Here is a 15414-nt window from a genome sequence, read left to right on the forward strand (position 1 = left end):
CTGCGCCGCTCGCACTTCTGCGAGAGGCCGCTTTCGTTGCGGAAGCCGGCCGCCGGCGCCGCACGCCGACGGCCGTCGTCAGCCCCCCGTCAGCTCTTCTCGACCAGGCCCTTTTCGGTGCAGGACTGCCCGGGATAGGCCGCGTACGGCACCGGCTTCAGCCAATCTTTGGCCTCGACGAGAATCTCGAACTGGCCGTTCGACTTCGCCTGCGCGATCTTGGGCCACAGCCAGGTGTGCAGATTCTCCGACTCGATCCGGACCTTGCCCTGCGGCGCGATCACTTCCTGGCCCTTGACCGCGTCGCGGATGTTCGGCGGCGTGAGATCGCTGGTCGCGAGCTTCTCGACCGCCTGCTTGAACAGGTAGGTCTGGAAGTAGCAGGCCTCCGAGACGAAATGCGTCACCTTGTCGGCGCCCCAGCGCTTCTTGTAGGCCTCGACGAATTTCTCGTTCTCGGGCGACTTGTGCACCATGAAGTACGGCGCCGAGGTGAAGTGACCGGCGGCAGCCTCTCCGCCCATCGCCGCGACCTCGTTTTCGGAGGTCGTCAGGCTCGCCATCGGCATCTTCTCAGGATCGAGACCGGCAGCCTTGTACTGACGATGCAGTGCGACCACGGAATCGCCGACCACGGTGGAGAAGATCACGTTCGGCTGCGTCGAGCGGATCTTGTTGATGACGGAAGAGAATTCGGAATGGCCGAGCGGCACATATTCCTCCGCCACGACCTCGCCGCCGAGTTTCTCGAGCAGCTTCTTGCAGTAGTTGTTCTCTTCCTTCGGATAGATGTAGTTGGAGCCGATCAGATAGAACTTCTTACCGAACTTCTTGACCAGCCAGGGCACGAATTCGTCCTGCTGCTGGTTCGGCACCGCGCCGGTGTAGATGACGTTCTTCGAGCACTCGCGGCCCTCATAGAGCGTCGGATACCAATAGAGGTTGTTCTGCCGCTCGAAGACCGGAAGCACCGCCTTGCGGCTCGCCGAGGTATAGGAGCCGAACACGCTCACGCATTTGTCGCCGACGACGAGCTTGCGCGCCTTCTCCGAGAAGGTCGCCGGATCCGACGCAGGATCCTCGACGATCGGCACGATCTTGCTGCCCTTGATGCCGCCGGCGGCGTTGATTTCCTCGATCGCAAGCAGCGTCGCCTTGTTGAGCGATTCCTCGATGATCGCGGTCGTTCCCGTCAGCGAGAACAGCACGCCGACCTTGATCTCGCCGCCGGCCGCGTAAGCGAGGTCGGCGTTCTTGATCCAGATATGCGGCAGTCCGGCGCCGGCAAATGCACCAAGCGCCGCGGTATTCCTCAGCAAAGTCCGCCGTGAAATGCTCATCCCTAGCTCCCTTCAGGACTGAAAAAACAAAAAGCCCTCCCGATGCGCGCTTACGCGAGCATTGGGAGGGCTTTGTTGCCGGTTGTGTCGAAGGCGGCTCTGTCGCCGCCGGCCCCGCTATTGGGGCTTACTGTTGATGATCGTAGCCAAGCAGTTCGAACGAGTCAACAATCGCCGCGGCGACTGCACTTGCCGACACGCGACGATCCATCGCCTGTCGTCTGATGAAGCCATAGGCTTCGGTTTCCGGCATCTGCCGCGTCGCCATCAGGATGGCTTTGGCGCGTTCCACCGTGCGCATCGAGCGCAGATTGTCGTCGAGCTTCTCGATCTTGCTGCGGAGCCGCCGTTCGTAGCTGAACTGGCTGCGCGCCAGCACGAGGCTGGACAGCACTGCATTCTGCGTGAACGGCCGCGGCAGAACGGCGTTCGGCGTTGCATGACACAGCGCATCGGCGTGAACGGCTTCCGTCGCCGGCAGGATCACGACCAGTGCGGAACGCGCATCGCCGGGAATCCACGGCAGGCGCCGCGCCAGATCCGGCGAATATTCGCAGTACACCACGTCGGCATCGGCCGGCACGCTCTCCGGCATCGGCCAGACCTGACGCACCCGCATCCTGAACCGCTGCAATTCGCGCAACAACATGCCGACCTGATCGTCGACCGGCGCAACCACGACGGCCGACAGATCGGCAAGTTCCTGAACCATGGTCTTGCGTCCGCCGACGTCTCGGCTCAGCGACGGCTTACGCGACTGCTCGTTCATTGGACGCTTCCTGTTTGCGTTGCACGACCATACCCGATCAGGAACGGATCCGCATGCACCGGCTCCTTCGACTGGCTGACCACATCGAACTGTCCCTGGCGGTTGGCGCGTCCGATGCGTGTCCACAAATCGGTATGGCCCGACATCGGGTTGACGGTGACGGCACCTTGCGGTGCATCAAAGCTGGTGCCGAACACCATCGAGCGAAGCACTTCCGTATCGAGCGAATTGACCTGCTCGAGCGCCTTCGCAAACAGATGCAGCTGGAAATAGGAGGCCTCTGCGCACATGTTGGTCGAGATATCGGCGCCGAACCGCTTCTTAAAGCGCTGCACAAACGCGCTGTTGGCGCTGCCCTCGACGCCCTGGAAATAGGATGCCGCGGTGACATGTCCTTCGCCGACGTCGAAACCCATGGCGGCGATTTCGGCTTCCGTCGTGGTCAGGCTGGCGATCGGCACTTGCTTTGGATCGAGCCCGACATTCGCGTAGGCCTGATAAAGGAAGACCGTGCCTTCCCCCACGACGGTCGAGAAGATCACGTCGGGCCTGACCCGCTTGATGTCCTGGATGATCGGGACAAAGTCCTGCCAGCGCGCGTAGACATTGACGTAGCGCTCACCCACGACCGAGCCGCCATTGCTCTTCAGCAGCTCCCGCATCACCCGGTTGGACTCGCGCGGATAGATGTAGTCCGACCCCACGAAATAAAATCGTGTTCCGAACGTATCCATCAAATAGCGGCACAGCGCGAGGCTGTTCTGATTCGGCGAGGCGCCGGTGTAGATGACGTTCGGCGACGCCTCGAAACCCTCATAGAGCGTCGGGTACCAGAGCAGGCCGTTCAGCCGTTCGACCACCGGCAGCACCGCCTTGCGGCTCGACGAGGTGTAGCAGCCGAATATAGTGCTGACCTGATCCTCCACCATCAACCGTTTGGCGTAGTGGCCATAGGCGGCCGAGTCCGAGCCAGGGTCGTAGGCGACGGGAACCAGCTCGCGGCCGCAGACCCCGCCTCCCTCGTTCACCTCCTCGATCGCAAGCTGCGTGCCCTGATACTGGGTCTCCTCGATCACCGACATGAAGCCGGTTCGCGAGAACAGCACGCCTATCCGCCACGGAGCGGAGGTCGCTTGGGTAAGGTTCGACATGATCAGGCCCTCGACAGAATTGGAGGGACGAGAGGGATTATTGTTCTTGTTGCTCTCGAACAGCATTGCCGGGGGCGGAAGATTGCATGTCATCTGCCGCGAGACAAGGACCCAGGCAGCTCATCCTGTCAGCGGCGCTGACGCGAAAGCAGGCAAACCAGATGTCGCCCGCAAATGATCACAGGTGCAGCGGTCTATGGACCGTCTATCTCCGGTAGACGCGCGATCGATTGCCCGTATCAGGCGCAGGGATCGATAGTAACTCCGGGGAAACCTACGCCCGGCGCCATTGCAGCAAGGAGAAAGGCGGATCGGACTCCGGGTGATGCTCGAAGACCCCTTCGACATCTGCGCCCATTGCAACCGCCTGTTCGGGATCGCCGAGCAGATTGCCGACCATGCGAATGCCGCCGGCATGCGGCAATTCGACAAGCACCGCGATGTACGGTCCACGCCCCTTCAGCGCCGCATGCGACGGATGCCACACGCGCTCCCAGCTGAAGATCCGGCCGCGCGGCGCGACCTCGGTCCAGACCGGGTCGAAGGCGTGGCAGCGGTGGCAGAGCCATTCGGGTCCGAACTGCCACGTGGCGCAGCGGCCGCAGCGTTGCACCAACAGCTTGCCCTGACGCAATCCTTCCCAGTAAGGCGCAGAGAGGCCGTCAGGTTCTGCAACCGGGATCGGCAGGCCTGCCGGGAGATAGCGCGCGCTCGGCTTGCTCATAAGGTGGCCTCCGAACCCAAGATGAGGTTGCTCGCGGGAGAGACCATCGGACCTCCGATGACCATTGCGACGTCGCTGCATCGAGCCTGGCTCGTCGAGGTGCCGCGCACCTGGCGAACCGCTTCCAGCACGAGCTCAAAACCATGCATGTAGCATTCGGCGAGGTTGCCGCCGCTGGTGTTGAGCGGCAGCCGCCCCGACGGCGCGATCAGGTTCTCGAATGTCAGGAAGTCGTTGGCCTCCTCAGGCTTGAAGAACCCGTGCTCCGCCAGCGCCATCACGACACCGCCGGTGAAATTCTCGTACGCCTGGACCACGCCGACATCGGCCGGCCCTACTCCGGCCATGCGGTAAAGGTCGGGCGCGACGGTGTCGAAGCTCGCCGTGGCGTAGAGCGGCGCGTTGTGCGCCGTCGCCGCGGCGCGATGTCCGGATCCGAAGGCGGCACCGAGCAGATAGGCCGGTTTATTTCGGAATTCTGCGGCGCGCTCCGCCGATACCAGCAGCAATGCCGCCGCGCCGTCATTTTCCATGCAGCAATCGTAGAGATGGAACGGCTCCACGATCCAGCGCGAGGCATCGTATTTCTCGACGTCCAGCGGCCTGCCATGCATCACGGCGCGCGGGTTGGCCTGGGCGTGGTGATAGGAGGCGAGCGCGATCGCGCGCAACGCCTCTTGCCGTACGCCGTGCTCGTGCATGTAGCGCTGCACCCGCATGGCAAAACGCTGCGGCGGCGCCAACACACCATAAGGCATCAGGTAGGACCGTTCGCCCGAAACCGTGTGGATGCCGCCCGCCTGTCCGAACCGGCCATATTGGCCCTGCGCCAATGAGCGGAACACCACGACACAATCGGCGAGGCCCGCGACGATCGAGGCCGCCGCGTTGGCAACCGCAGCACAGCAACCGCCGCCGCCTCCACCCCATTGCATGGTCGCTGAACGCAATCGATGCGTACCCAGCGCCGCGGCCAGCCGCGAGGCCTCGCTGCGATCGTCGCTGTAGGACGAGAACCCGTCGATCTCGCGGGGATCGAGGCCAGCGTCCTCGCACGCCGCCAGAATGGCTTTCAGCGCGAGCTTGAATTCCGGGTCGGGAGAAGCGCCGTGGCGACAATATTCGGTTTCACCGATCCCAATCACGGCCACACGCCCCCGCAGCGTCCGCTGGTCTCGCCCGCGCGCCGTCACGGCTTGGCATCCTGTCGCGAGGGCTGGCTGCCGAAGGCACCGCCTGCGGCAAGGCGCGCGATCTCCGCCTCATCGTAGCCGAGCAACTCACGGAGGACATTCTCGGTGTGCTGCCCGACGGCCGGTGCCGCGACGGGATCAACGATCGGCGTCCGCGAATAGCGGATCGGCAGGTTCACGTTCGGCACCCAACCCACCGTCTCGTGCGGGATCCGGGTGACGATCCCGCGCTCCCTTGCCTCCGGGGAGCGGATCGCTTCGCCGACGGTGCGTACCTGACCGCAGGGCACCCCGGCCGCCCGCATTCGCGATTGCCAGTGCGACCAGGGCTGCTGCGCAAAGGCGGCGCCAAGGATCGCGAACAGCTCCTCGCGCCGGCGGATTCGATCCGGGCCGGTTGCATAGATCTCGGCCGCCGCGAGGTCCTCGCGCTCGAGAACCTGCGCCATCAGGCGTTGGAAGATCTTGTCGTTGCCGCAGTTGATATAGAAGGCGCAATCGCTGGCCAGGAACACACCCGACGGACAGGTGTCCGGGCTGGTGTTGCCGCTTCGCTTCGGATCGGTGCCGCTGAAGAGCGACTGCATGGTCGCGTAGCCGGTCATCAGGACGGCATTCTCGAACAACGACACCTCGATGGCCTGGCCCTGCCCGCTCCGCTCGCGCGCGAACAACGCGCCAAGGATCGCATTGCTGGCCATCATCGCGGTGCTGATATCCATCACCGGTGACAACGCGCGCACGCCCTCCCGGTCGGCATAGCCGTTCATAGAGACAAAACCGCTCTCGACCTGCGCGATCGGATCGAAGCCGAGCCGGTCCGAAAATGCCCCGTCACGGCCATAGGCCGACACCGAGCAATAGACGATCTCGGGCTTGATCTTGTGGCAGCTCTCATAGTCGAGCCCCAGCCGTGCCATCACATCAGCCGAAAAATTCTCGACGAGGACGTCCGCCGTCGCGATCAGCTCGCGCGCGACCTTCAGGCCCTCCGGCGATTTGAGATCGAGGGCAACGCTGCGCTTGTTGCGGTTGGTCCAGAGGAACGGCGCGCCGTGCCTGAGATCGGGATGCACCGGGGGATAACGGCGCAAATCGTCACCGCGGCCCGGCGCTTCGATCTTGATTACCTCGGCGCCCATGTCGGCAAGGATCATGGTCGCAAACGGTCCCGCGATGAAATGCGAGAAATCGATCACCCGGACCCCCTCGAGCGCCCTTGGCGCATCGACAGGGCGCGGCGTGTGCTCGGGGAAGTCGGCTTCAAGCTGATCCAGCATCGGGACATCCGTCAGTTTGAGAAGTGTTGATCCGAGGGCCGCAGCCGTCGTCGTCAATTGCTCTTGGGCGGCTCGACGAGCGAGCATCCGCCCTGGTCGAGCGGCCGAAACGCCTCCGGACCGGACAGCACGCCGACCTGCTCCAGCAGGTCCCACTTGCTCTTCGACGCATTCGGGCTCTTCACTTTGAAGATGTACATGTTGTGAATGGCGCGGCCGTCCGCGCGCACCACGACCGGCCCGAACAAGGCGTCGTCGATCGGCTTCTCCTTCAACTTCTGGATCACGGCCGGCGCGTCATTGGTTCCTGCCGCCAACGCCGCGTTGAGATAGGCCAGCACCGACGAGTAGACGCCGGCGTGGAACGCGGTCGGCAATTGCCCGCGCTGACGTGCGCTGAACCTGGCCGACCAGGCACGGCTGGCATCGTTGAGGCCCCAGTAGAACGGCTGGGTGATGATCAGTCCTTCGCCGACCGCAAGTCCGCTGGACTCGACATCGTTGGTGGTGGTCAACAGCGCCGCGAAGGTGCGTCCGCTCTGCTTCAGCCCGAACTCGGCGGACTGCTTGATCAGGCTGACCGTGTCGCCGCCGGCGGTTGCGAACGCGATCACGTCGGCGCCGGAGCTCTCGGCCTGCAGGATGAACGAGGCATAGTCCGCATTGTTGATCGGCACATTGACCGATCCGAGAACCGTGCCGCCGCCGGCGCCGATCACCGCCGTGCCGTCGCGCACCATCGACTTGCCGAGCGCATTGTCGGTCGCGATGAAGTACCATTTCTTGCCGCCGTGACGCACGAGATAGGCACCGATCGTGTGCGAGGCCGCCCAGGTGTCGAAGGTCCACTGGATCGTGTTGGGCGAGCAGTATTTCCCGGTCAGGTCGGAGGACGCCGCACTCGATGCAATCAGCGCCGCCTTGGTGCCGCGCACGACTTCGTTGACGGCGAGCCCGACGGCCGAGTTCGGCACGTCGGCGACCGCATCGACCTTCTCCTGATCGATCCAGCGGCGCGCGATTGCGGCGCCGACATCCGCCTTGTTCTGGTGATCGGCCGAGACGATCTCGACCTTGAAGTCCGGATGAAGCAGCATGAAATCCTCGGCAGCCATCCGGGCCGCCGTCACCGAACCTTCGCCGGCATTGTCCGAATAAGGGCCGGATGCGTCGTTGAGCACGCCGATCTTGAGGGAGCGCGCAGCGTCCGCCGACGCGGGCGAACTGGCGCAGGCGGCCAGCAGGACCACTCCGGCAATTTGCGAAAGATACTTCATTGTTCCCACCCGTCGTATGTTGTTGTCTTAGAGATCGAGCACGAGCGTGCGGGACTTGGCGCCCGAGCAGCAGATCATGACGCTCTTGTTCGCCGCCTGCTCTTCCTTGCTCAGAAACTGGTCGCGATGATCGGGCGTGCCCTCGAGTACGCGCGTCTCGCAGGTGCCGCAGACCCCTTCGCTGCAGGCGTAATTCGCGGTGATGCCGGCATCCAGCAATGCATCGAGAATCGTCTTGCCGGGCTCGACCGCAATCGTGCGATTGCTTCGCGCAAGCTTGACGTCGAAGCCGCCCTCCGTTGAGGGCGCTTCCCGCGCCTGGAAGTATTCGACATGCACGTGATCGGACGGCCGATCGGCCGTCGCCGCCTCGAATGCCGCGAGCATCGGCACCGGACCGCAGCAATAGAGATGCGCCCGCGCCGGCGCGATTCCGACAATTGCCGGCAGGTCGAACAGACGCCCCGATCGCTCGTCGTCGAAATCGACATGTATCCTGGAACGAAAATCAGATCGGAATGGGCCGAGCTCGTCGAGGAATGCGGCGGCCGCGCGCGTCCTCGCGGCATAGAACAGCTCCCAGCGGCGCCCGAGCGCCTCCAGACGCCGGATCATCGACAGCAATGGCGTGATGCCGATGCCGCCGGCGACCAGGACCGAATGCTCCGCCTCTTCGTGCAGCACGAAATTGTTGCGCGGCCCGGAGATCGTCATGATGTCGCCGACCTTCACGGAGTCGTGGACGAAGCTGGAGCCACCGCGGCTCTCGGCATCCTTGTTGACAGCGATCACATACCGGTGTCGCTCGCGCTGATCGTTCACCAGCGAGTAGCTCCGGATCATGCCGTTCGGCAGATGCAGGTCGATATGGCTGCCGGCCGTGAACGGCGTCAGCTCTCCGCCCGTCCGTGCGATCAGCTCGTAGGAATTGATCCGCTCGGCCTCGTAGCCGATGCGCTTGACCAGCACGTCCTGCGTCACGTCAGCCATGGCGGGATGCGCTCACAGCTCGTACCCGAAATCTGCGCCGAGCTTCGCCCGCATGAACGGCGCGCCGACATCGACCCAGGACTCCTCCGGCGGCAGCCGCAGCGACACCGCCCGCACCATGAACACGTCGGGGTCTAAGACGCCCTTGGGCTTGATCGCGTGATCGCGATAGGCGCCGAGCGCCTCCAGAATGAAGCGCCGCGTCATCGCGATGCCGGTATCGCTGGAGCAGAGCGTCTCCCTGGTGCGATCGAAGATCGGCGAGACGCCGCTCTGGCAGGCGCCGTCCTGCACCCACAGCCCCGGCAGGCCCGAGAACCAGGTGGTGCGCTGCGCCTCGTAGTCGAATTGAAAGCCGTTCTGCGGATTGTATTTGGTCCAGTAGCCGGCGTACGGCACCGTCACCGGGTGCTGGATCAGCGCGTGGCGGCTGGCATGGCCGCTCTCGCGGCCCTTGTGGCCTTCGGCGAAGACCTGCCGCGTCTTCTCCAGCAGCGGCTCCGACGGATGATAGGAGAACATGATGCAGAGCGTGTTCTCGTCATCGATCGGCACCCAGGCGTGCCCGCTCAGATCCGGAAACGGAGACAGCGGGGGCACCAGCGTATAGAACGGCAGCATGAATTGGTTGACGCGCCAGTACAGCGTGTTGGCGTCGTAATTGCGCCGCGCGGCGATGCTCATGCCGAAGTCTTGCTTGATGCATTCGAAGGTCGGCCGCAGGTCGCGCTTCTGGATCCAGGCGCTCGTCGTGCCCTGGGCGTCGAGCCGACCGTGCAGCAGCGGCGCGTGCGCCGAGTCGATCTCGCCTTCGACCGCCTGCAGCCAGTTGCACTCCTGGACGCGAACCGAGATGTGCACCTGCTCGGCCGGCACCAGATTCCATTCGAGGTTCGGCAGCGGCGGAAGTTCGGCCTGGTCGGGACCCATATAGGTCCAGATCATTCCGTTGCGCTCCTTGCAGGGATAGGCCTTGATCCGCACGCGCTCCTTAAGGCGGCTGCGCACCGGCTCGGCCGGCATGTCCGTCACCGCGCCGGTGACGTCGAATTTCCAGCCGTGATAGACGCAGCGCAGCCCGCAATCCTCGTTTCGCGCGAAGACCAGCGGCGCGCCGCGATGCGGACAGGCCTGATCGACCAGCCCGACCCGCCCCTCGGTGTCGCGGAAGGCGACCAGATCCTCGCCGAGCAGCCGGATGCGCTTCGGCTGTCCATCCTTGGTGAGGTCTGCCGACGGCAGGAAGGGAATCCAGTAAAGCCGAAACAGGTCGCCGAGCGGCGTGCCCTTGCCGACCCTCACCAGGCGTTCATTGTCTTCGCGCGAGAGCATGGATTTGCCTCCTTCAATTGCGTGTGGCCGGGCCCGCCGCACCGCCGAGAAGCGCGGCGACGCGGTCAGACAGTCCGAGATCCTGAGCGGTCCAAAGCGGATCGGATGCGGTGAGCGGCTTGCGTGGAATGGGAGGCTGCTTGCCCTGCTCCATCAGGCCGACGATCAATTCGATGCGCCGCCGCTCGAGCTCCCGCAAGGCGTCCTCGACGGCGGCGGCTTCCGCCGTGCATCCCGGCAGCTCCGGATAGGCAAGCCGAACCCGCCACTGCCCCGGCTCGGTTTCGACGGCCTCGGCCTCGAGCAAATAGGGGATCGACAGCAGCTCACGCAGGTCCAAGTTCAACCTCCCTGAACGATGTCTTCGCATCGCATGTGATACGTATACGTACTACATTGCGGGATGGCTGACAAGGCGAAATCAAAATTGCATCGTGCCGGGAACAGACCGGGCTGCGGTTCACCGCAGGGTTGAGGACGTCAGGCCAAGCTGCTAACGGCTGAGGCGAATTCGAAAAATCGGGGTCCAACGACGGCATGGCAGCCGACAAGGGTATGAAAACGAGCTCGGCCGCCGACATTGCGCGCGACTGGCAGCTCGAAGGCGGCGTCGGGTTTCTGCTGCGGCTGCTGGAGGCCCGCTATGACGGGCTCTATCAGAGCATGACCCGCCAGAGCAACATCACGCCGCGGCAGTTCGGCCTGCTGATGGCGCTGTACCAATTGGGTCCGCTCACCCCCTCAGTGTTGGCGGAGCGGATCAGCTGCGACCGCAACACGCTCAGCGAAATGCTGAAGCGGATGGTCACGCGCCGGCTGGTCTCGAAGAAGAACAATCCGGACGACCGCCGCTCGCTCCAGGTGCAGATCACCGCCAAGGGAGAGGAAGCGCTGCTCGCCGTCATCCCGGCCGCCGCCGAGCTGCAAAACATCATGCTGGCTCCCTTGCGCAAGGAAGACCGCGCGCATTTCCTGAAATGCCTGCTCGCGATCGCGAAGGCTCCGCCGCCGGACGCCCCGTCCGATACCTGAGATCGCCGACGTCCGGTGCCTAGGCCTGCGTCCTGCCAAACGTGCCCGCAGCGGCGAGCGCCGCAATTGCGTCCGGCGACAATCCGAGGATCCGCGACAGCACATCGTCCCGCTGCGCGCCGATCCCGGGCACTTGACTTCCGATCGATGTATCGGCCCCGGACATCTGCCATGGCGCATTGACGCCGACGAATTCGCCGGCACCATCCGAGACCGTCCCAAACACGCCACGTTGACGCAAATGGGTGTCGGTCAACGCAGCACCCGGCGTCCGGTACTCGGCGCAGGGAACGCCGGCGCGATCCAGCGCCGCGATGCATTCAGCGACGGTGTAACGCTCCGTCCACTTCTCGATCACCTGCATCATGGCGGTCCAGTTGGCGCCGCGGGCCGGAATGCTCGCAAAGCGCGGATCGTTCGCCAGCTCGTCCTGCCCCGTGACCTCGCACAGCGCCACAAAATTGCGCGGCGTGACCGGAGCGATCAGGATATCGCCATCGCGCGTACGCACCGGCCCATAGGTTGGACGCGGCGAGCGGATCGGGAACTGGGCTTCCTGGAGTTCATAGACCAGCAGGTTGAGCATGCAGTCCATCAAGGCCACATCGACGCGCTGCCCCTTCCCGGTGCGTTCGCGCTGGACCATCGCGGTCTGGATCGCCGAATAGCCGAAGATGCCGCCGAGGATGTCGGCGACAAAGATCGCGCCGGCGGCCGGACGCTCCCGGTCGCCGGCATAGCGCATCAGCGAGGTATCGAACCCGCTTTCGGCGTGCACGATCATGGCGTAGGCCGCGCGCTCGGCAGCGGGGCCTGTCTGGCCATAGCCCGAGATCGAGCAATAGATCAGGCGCGGGTTGATCTCGCGAAGCGCGTCATAGCCGAGGCCGAGCCGATCCATCACTCCCGGGCGGAAATTCTCGACAAGGATGTCCGCCTCTGCGACCATGCGATGCACGAGCTTGATGGCATCGGCGTTCTTCAGGTCCAGCGCCAGGCTGCGCTTGCCGGCATTGAGCTGGCCGAAATAGGTGCTGTGGCCTTCGCGCAGCGGCGTCCGCAGCCGCATGTCGTCGCCTTCCGGCGGCTCGATCTTGATGACCTCGGCCCCGACGTCGGCGAGCAGCCGCGCGCAATACGGCCCCGCCACCATGATGGAGAAATCCAGCACCCGCACACCGGCGAGCGGCGCCCTGTCGCCATCCTTCTGCATCCGATCTCTCCTACCTCGGCAGCCCGAGCGCGCGTTGCGCGATCAGGCTGCGCTGAATCTCGTTGGTCCCGATGCTGATGACCCACATCAGCGAATGCCGCAGGTTCTGCTCGAAGCGGCCGTTGTCGATCGCGCCCGGCATCTGTTCGGAGAGCGCGGCGCGCATCCCGAGAATGTCGAGCGCGGCCTCTCCGAAACGCTCCATCAGCTCTCCGGAGAACACCTTGCTGATCGCTCCATACTCCGGCGGAGTCATGCCGTCGGCTGCGAGCTCGGCACAATGCATCATCAAGAGACGGCCGATCTCGATCTCCGATGCCAGGGTCGCCATCCTGTCGCGGACGAGGGGGTCATCGGCCAGAGACGGATCGCCGATGACATGCAAACGCAGCTGCTCGAAGGCGTGTGCGACCTTCAGGACGATCCCGCCACCGACCAACCCTCGCTCGAAGGCCAGCGCGCCGGTCAGCACCTTCCAGCCGCCATTGACCTCGCCAACAAGGTTCTCGGCGGGGATCCGGACATTGTCGTAGAAGATGTTGGCAAAGGTGCCGTCATACATGGTGACAGATGGACGGATGGTGATGCCCGGCGCATCCATCGGCACGATGAACATGCTGATGCCGGCGTGCGGCGGCTTTGCATCCTTGTCGGTCCGCGCGGCGAGGAACATGTATTTGCCCCACCAGGTGGTGGTCCAGATCTTCTGGCCGTTGATCACCCAGTGCTCGCCGTCCCTGATCGCACTGGTGCGCAGCGCCGCGAGGTCCGAGCCCGCCTGCGGCTCGCTATAACCCATGCCGTGCATGGCTTCGCCGCGCAGGATTTCCGGAAGATATTTCTGCTGCTGCTCTGCCGTGCCGAACATCATCAGCGCGTTGGCCTGGATCGCCGCACCGATCCGTGGTGCCTCGCCCCGCTCCATCGTCTCCATGAAGGCGATCTGCTCCAGCGGTGAGCGCGCCTGGCCGCCGAACTGCTCCGGCCATCCGAGGCCGATCCATCCGGTCTCGCCGATACTTTGGGCGAAGCTCGCATCGAACTCGCGCTTGGCGAACGGCCTCTGGTCGAACGCCTGCTTCGTGTCTCCGGTCCAGTTTTGTTCGAGCCAGAGCCGGACCTGCTCGCGAAACGCATTTCCGGCGGGCCCGAGGTCATATTGCGGCAGCCCGGCGCCGCCCGCATCCAACAGTCGCGCGGCCAACCTTTGCTTTGCATCCGAGGCGCCGCCGAGCGCGATCGTATCGAGGTGCACGCGCTTGAAATGGATCGGCGCCTCGTGCTCCTCGGCATAGCCGATCGCACCGAATGTATGCTGGGTCTCCAGCGAGACCTGCCGCAGCGCATTGCCGGAGAACGCCGATGCGCAATCGGCGAAGTAGCGCCAATCGTCGTCGCCGCCATCATGCAGTCTGGCGGCATGCTCGAGGATCAGCCTGACGCCTTCGAGCGCGATCAGGCAATTCGCCAGCTTGTGCTGGATCGCCTGGAACTTGCCGATCGGTTGTCCGAACTGGTGCCGTTCCCTGGCGTAGTCCACGGCCAGCTCAAAGGCACGCCGCGCCGCGCCGTAAGCGCGCGCGGTCGACGCCGCCTTGCCCTTGATGCGGAGATCGTCCAGATCGACCATCCCGACCGGAATGCACGTGAGCGGCGCTGCGTTCAGCCTGACCTCGGAGAGCCCCCATGCCCCCATCGCGCGGGTCGCGACGCACTCGACACCGGGTCCGGCAAGATCGATCAGCGCAAGATGAGCCTGATCGAGCGCGACTAGAAGATGCGTGGCGGCTCCCGCAGTCTCGACGAAGCGGAGCACGCCCGTTGCCTTGCGGTCCGTGACTTCCACCGAGCCCGCCCCCGGATCGCGATCCAGCGCCCCGAACGAGAAGGCGACGATCGCCTTCCCGGAATGCGGCCGCTCCAGCAGATCCACCACGACGTCGTCCTGCGATCCGGAGATCGCAAGATTGGCGAGCGCCGCGGACCACATCGGCGCCGGACACCCGGCGCGGCCAAGCTCCGCCATGACGACGAGAATCTCGGCGAGCCCGCCTTCGCCGCCCTCCGCACCGAGCGCGGCGACGCCCTGCCCGACCAGCTTGCGCCAGATCGCCGACACCTCGTCCGGCGAGGACGACGCCGCTGCGCCGCGCGGACGCCAATGCTCGTCGAGGAAGCCGCGCAAGGAGTCGCGCAGCATCCCCGCGACATCGTCGTTCGACACTTCGGTCGCACTCACGGCCCGGCCCCGAGCTATGCCTGGCCGAACCTCGGCTTGCGCTTCTCCTTGAACGACATCGTCGCCTCCTTGTGGTCGGCGGTCTCGAACGTCACCTGCTCCAGTGCCATCGAGGCCTCCAACAGCATGTTCACGCGCTCCTTGACGATCTGGTTGATCGACAGCTTGGTCCAGCGAATGGCCCAGGTCGGACCGTTCGCGAGCTCGACCGCGATCTCGCGGGCCTTGGCCAACACTTCGGCGCGCGGCGCGACATGGTTGACCAGCCCGATCCGCTCCGCTTCCTTGCCCTTCAGCAGCGTGCCGCGGATCAGGAACTCCTTGGCCTTGTTGATGCCGACCAGCAGCGGCCAGATCACCGTGCCGCCGTCGCCCGCGACCAGGCCGACGCGTGAGACGTGGGTGTCGCCGATCCGCGCATCCTCAGCCATCACGGTGATGTCGCAGAGCAGCGCGTGGGTCGCAGCTAAGCCGATCGCGTCGCCATTGATCGCCGCGATGATCGGCTTGTCGAGCTCGAGCTGGCGGGTGACGCCGCGCCGGCTGATCATGGGATCGTGTACCTCGCCCTCCTCGAGCACGTCGCCGCCCGGCCGCTCGGACATCGCCTTTACGTCACCGCCGACGCTGAAGAAGTCGCCGGCGCCGGTCAGGACCACGGCATTGACGGCGTGATCGTCGGCGAGGTCGTCCCAGATCGTTCGCAACTCGCGGATCAGCTTCTGGTTGATGGCATTGCGCGCCTGCGGGCGATTCAAGGTCACGGTCGCGACCTTGTCCGCGACCTCGACCGTCAGGCACTCATAATTGGCGTAGTTGGACACGTTTGCCTCCATTGTTATTGCTGTTTGAGTTGTTGATCTACCGGCACGGT

At 64.6% G+C, this 15414-nt stretch carries 14 protein-coding genes; 1 reads left to right on the forward strand and 13 read right to left on the reverse strand.

Annotated features, from left to right (window positions below):
- Positions 1 to 89 precede the first annotated feature (89 nt).
- From AAFG07_RS26865 to AAFG07_RS26910, 10 genes are all read right to left on the reverse strand, one after another.
- Complete coding sequence (locus AAFG07_RS26865; RefSeq protein WP_249131266.1) at positions 90 to 1340, reverse strand: transporter substrate-binding domain-containing protein; 1251 nt, start codon at positions 1338 to 1340, stop codon at positions 90 to 92.
- 127 nt (positions 1341 to 1467) lie between these two features.
- Positions 1468 to 2109 (reverse strand): ANTAR domain-containing protein, encoded by a 642-nt coding sequence (locus tag AAFG07_RS26870; RefSeq protein WP_092125390.1) that lies wholly within the window; start codon positions 2107 to 2109, stop codon positions 1468 to 1470.
- A complete protein-coding gene (locus AAFG07_RS26875; protein WP_212310855.1) occupies positions 2106 to 3260 on the reverse strand; it encodes a transporter substrate-binding domain-containing protein in 1155 nt (384 codons plus the stop codon). The genes AAFG07_RS26870 and AAFG07_RS26875 overlap by 4 nt, the downstream gene beginning before the upstream one ends.
- A gap of 274 nt (positions 3261 to 3534) precedes the next feature.
- Positions 3535 to 3984: an OB-fold domain-containing protein gene (locus AAFG07_RS26880; protein WP_342722843.1), complete on the reverse strand. Its 450-nt coding sequence runs from the start codon at positions 3982 to 3984 to the stop codon at positions 3535 to 3537.
- On the reverse strand, positions 3981 to 5129 hold the full coding sequence (locus tag AAFG07_RS26885; protein ID WP_342722844.1) for an acetyl-CoA acetyltransferase: 1149 nt from the start codon (positions 5127 to 5129) through the stop codon (positions 3981 to 3983). Before AAFG07_RS26885 ends, AAFG07_RS26880 begins: the two co-directional genes overlap by 4 nt.
- 44 nt (positions 5130 to 5173) lie before the next feature.
- Positions 5174 to 6457, reverse strand: a complete 1284-nt coding sequence (locus AAFG07_RS26890) for a CoA transferase (protein WP_342722845.1) — start codon at positions 6455 to 6457, stop codon at positions 5174 to 5176.
- A 53-nt stretch (positions 6458 to 6510) separates the two neighbouring features.
- Positions 6511 to 7734 carry an ABC transporter substrate-binding protein gene (locus AAFG07_RS26895; RefSeq protein ID WP_342722846.1) on the reverse strand — a complete coding sequence of 408 codons (1224 nt, stop codon included), beginning with the start codon at positions 7732 to 7734 and terminating at the stop codon, positions 6511 to 6513.
- A 27-nt stretch (positions 7735 to 7761) separates the two neighbouring features.
- Complete coding sequence (locus AAFG07_RS26900; protein WP_342722847.1) at positions 7762 to 8724, reverse strand: PDR/VanB family oxidoreductase; 963 nt, start codon at positions 8722 to 8724, stop codon at positions 7762 to 7764.
- Positions 8725 to 8736: 12 nt separating this feature from the next.
- On the reverse strand, positions 8737 to 10056 hold the full coding sequence (locus AAFG07_RS26905) for a Rieske 2Fe-2S domain-containing protein (protein ID WP_342722848.1): 1320 nt from the start codon (positions 10054 to 10056) through the stop codon (positions 8737 to 8739).
- Positions 10057 to 10069: 13 nt separating this feature from the next.
- Entirely contained in the window at positions 10070 to 10396 is a 327-nt protein-coding gene (locus AAFG07_RS26910; protein WP_342722849.1) for a hypothetical protein, read from the reverse strand.
- A gap of 215 nt (positions 10397 to 10611) precedes the next feature.
- Between AAFG07_RS26910 and AAFG07_RS26915 the strand changes: the two genes are divergently transcribed.
- Positions 10612 to 11088 (forward strand): MarR family winged helix-turn-helix transcriptional regulator, encoded by a 477-nt coding sequence (locus tag AAFG07_RS26915; RefSeq protein ID WP_342722850.1) that lies wholly within the window; start codon positions 10612 to 10614, stop codon positions 11086 to 11088.
- Positions 11089 to 11107: 19 nt separating this feature from the next.
- Here AAFG07_RS26915 and AAFG07_RS26920 read toward each other — a convergent pair whose 3' ends face one another.
- From AAFG07_RS26920 to AAFG07_RS26930, 3 genes are read right to left on the reverse strand one after another with little or no spacing between them, the layout of a single operon-like run.
- Positions 11108 to 12301, reverse strand: coding sequence for a CoA transferase (locus tag AAFG07_RS26920; protein WP_342722851.1), 1194 nt, complete (start codon positions 12299 to 12301; stop codon positions 11108 to 11110).
- Positions 12302 to 12311: 10 nt separating this feature from the next.
- The gene (locus tag AAFG07_RS26925; protein ID WP_342722852.1) at positions 12312 to 14540 is read right to left on the reverse strand and encodes an acyl-CoA dehydrogenase family protein; all 2229 of its coding nucleotides are present in this window, start codon (positions 14538 to 14540) and stop codon (positions 12312 to 12314) included.
- A gap of 14 nt (positions 14541 to 14554) precedes the next feature.
- Complete coding sequence (locus AAFG07_RS26930; RefSeq protein ID WP_342722853.1) at positions 14555 to 15364, reverse strand: enoyl-CoA hydratase-related protein; 810 nt, start codon at positions 15362 to 15364, stop codon at positions 14555 to 14557.
- Positions 15365 to 15414: the final 50 nt, after the last annotated feature.

The sequence above is a fragment of the Bradyrhizobium sp. B097 genome (assembly GCF_038957035.1).
GTDB lineage: Bacteria > Pseudomonadota > Alphaproteobacteria > Rhizobiales > Xanthobacteraceae > Bradyrhizobium.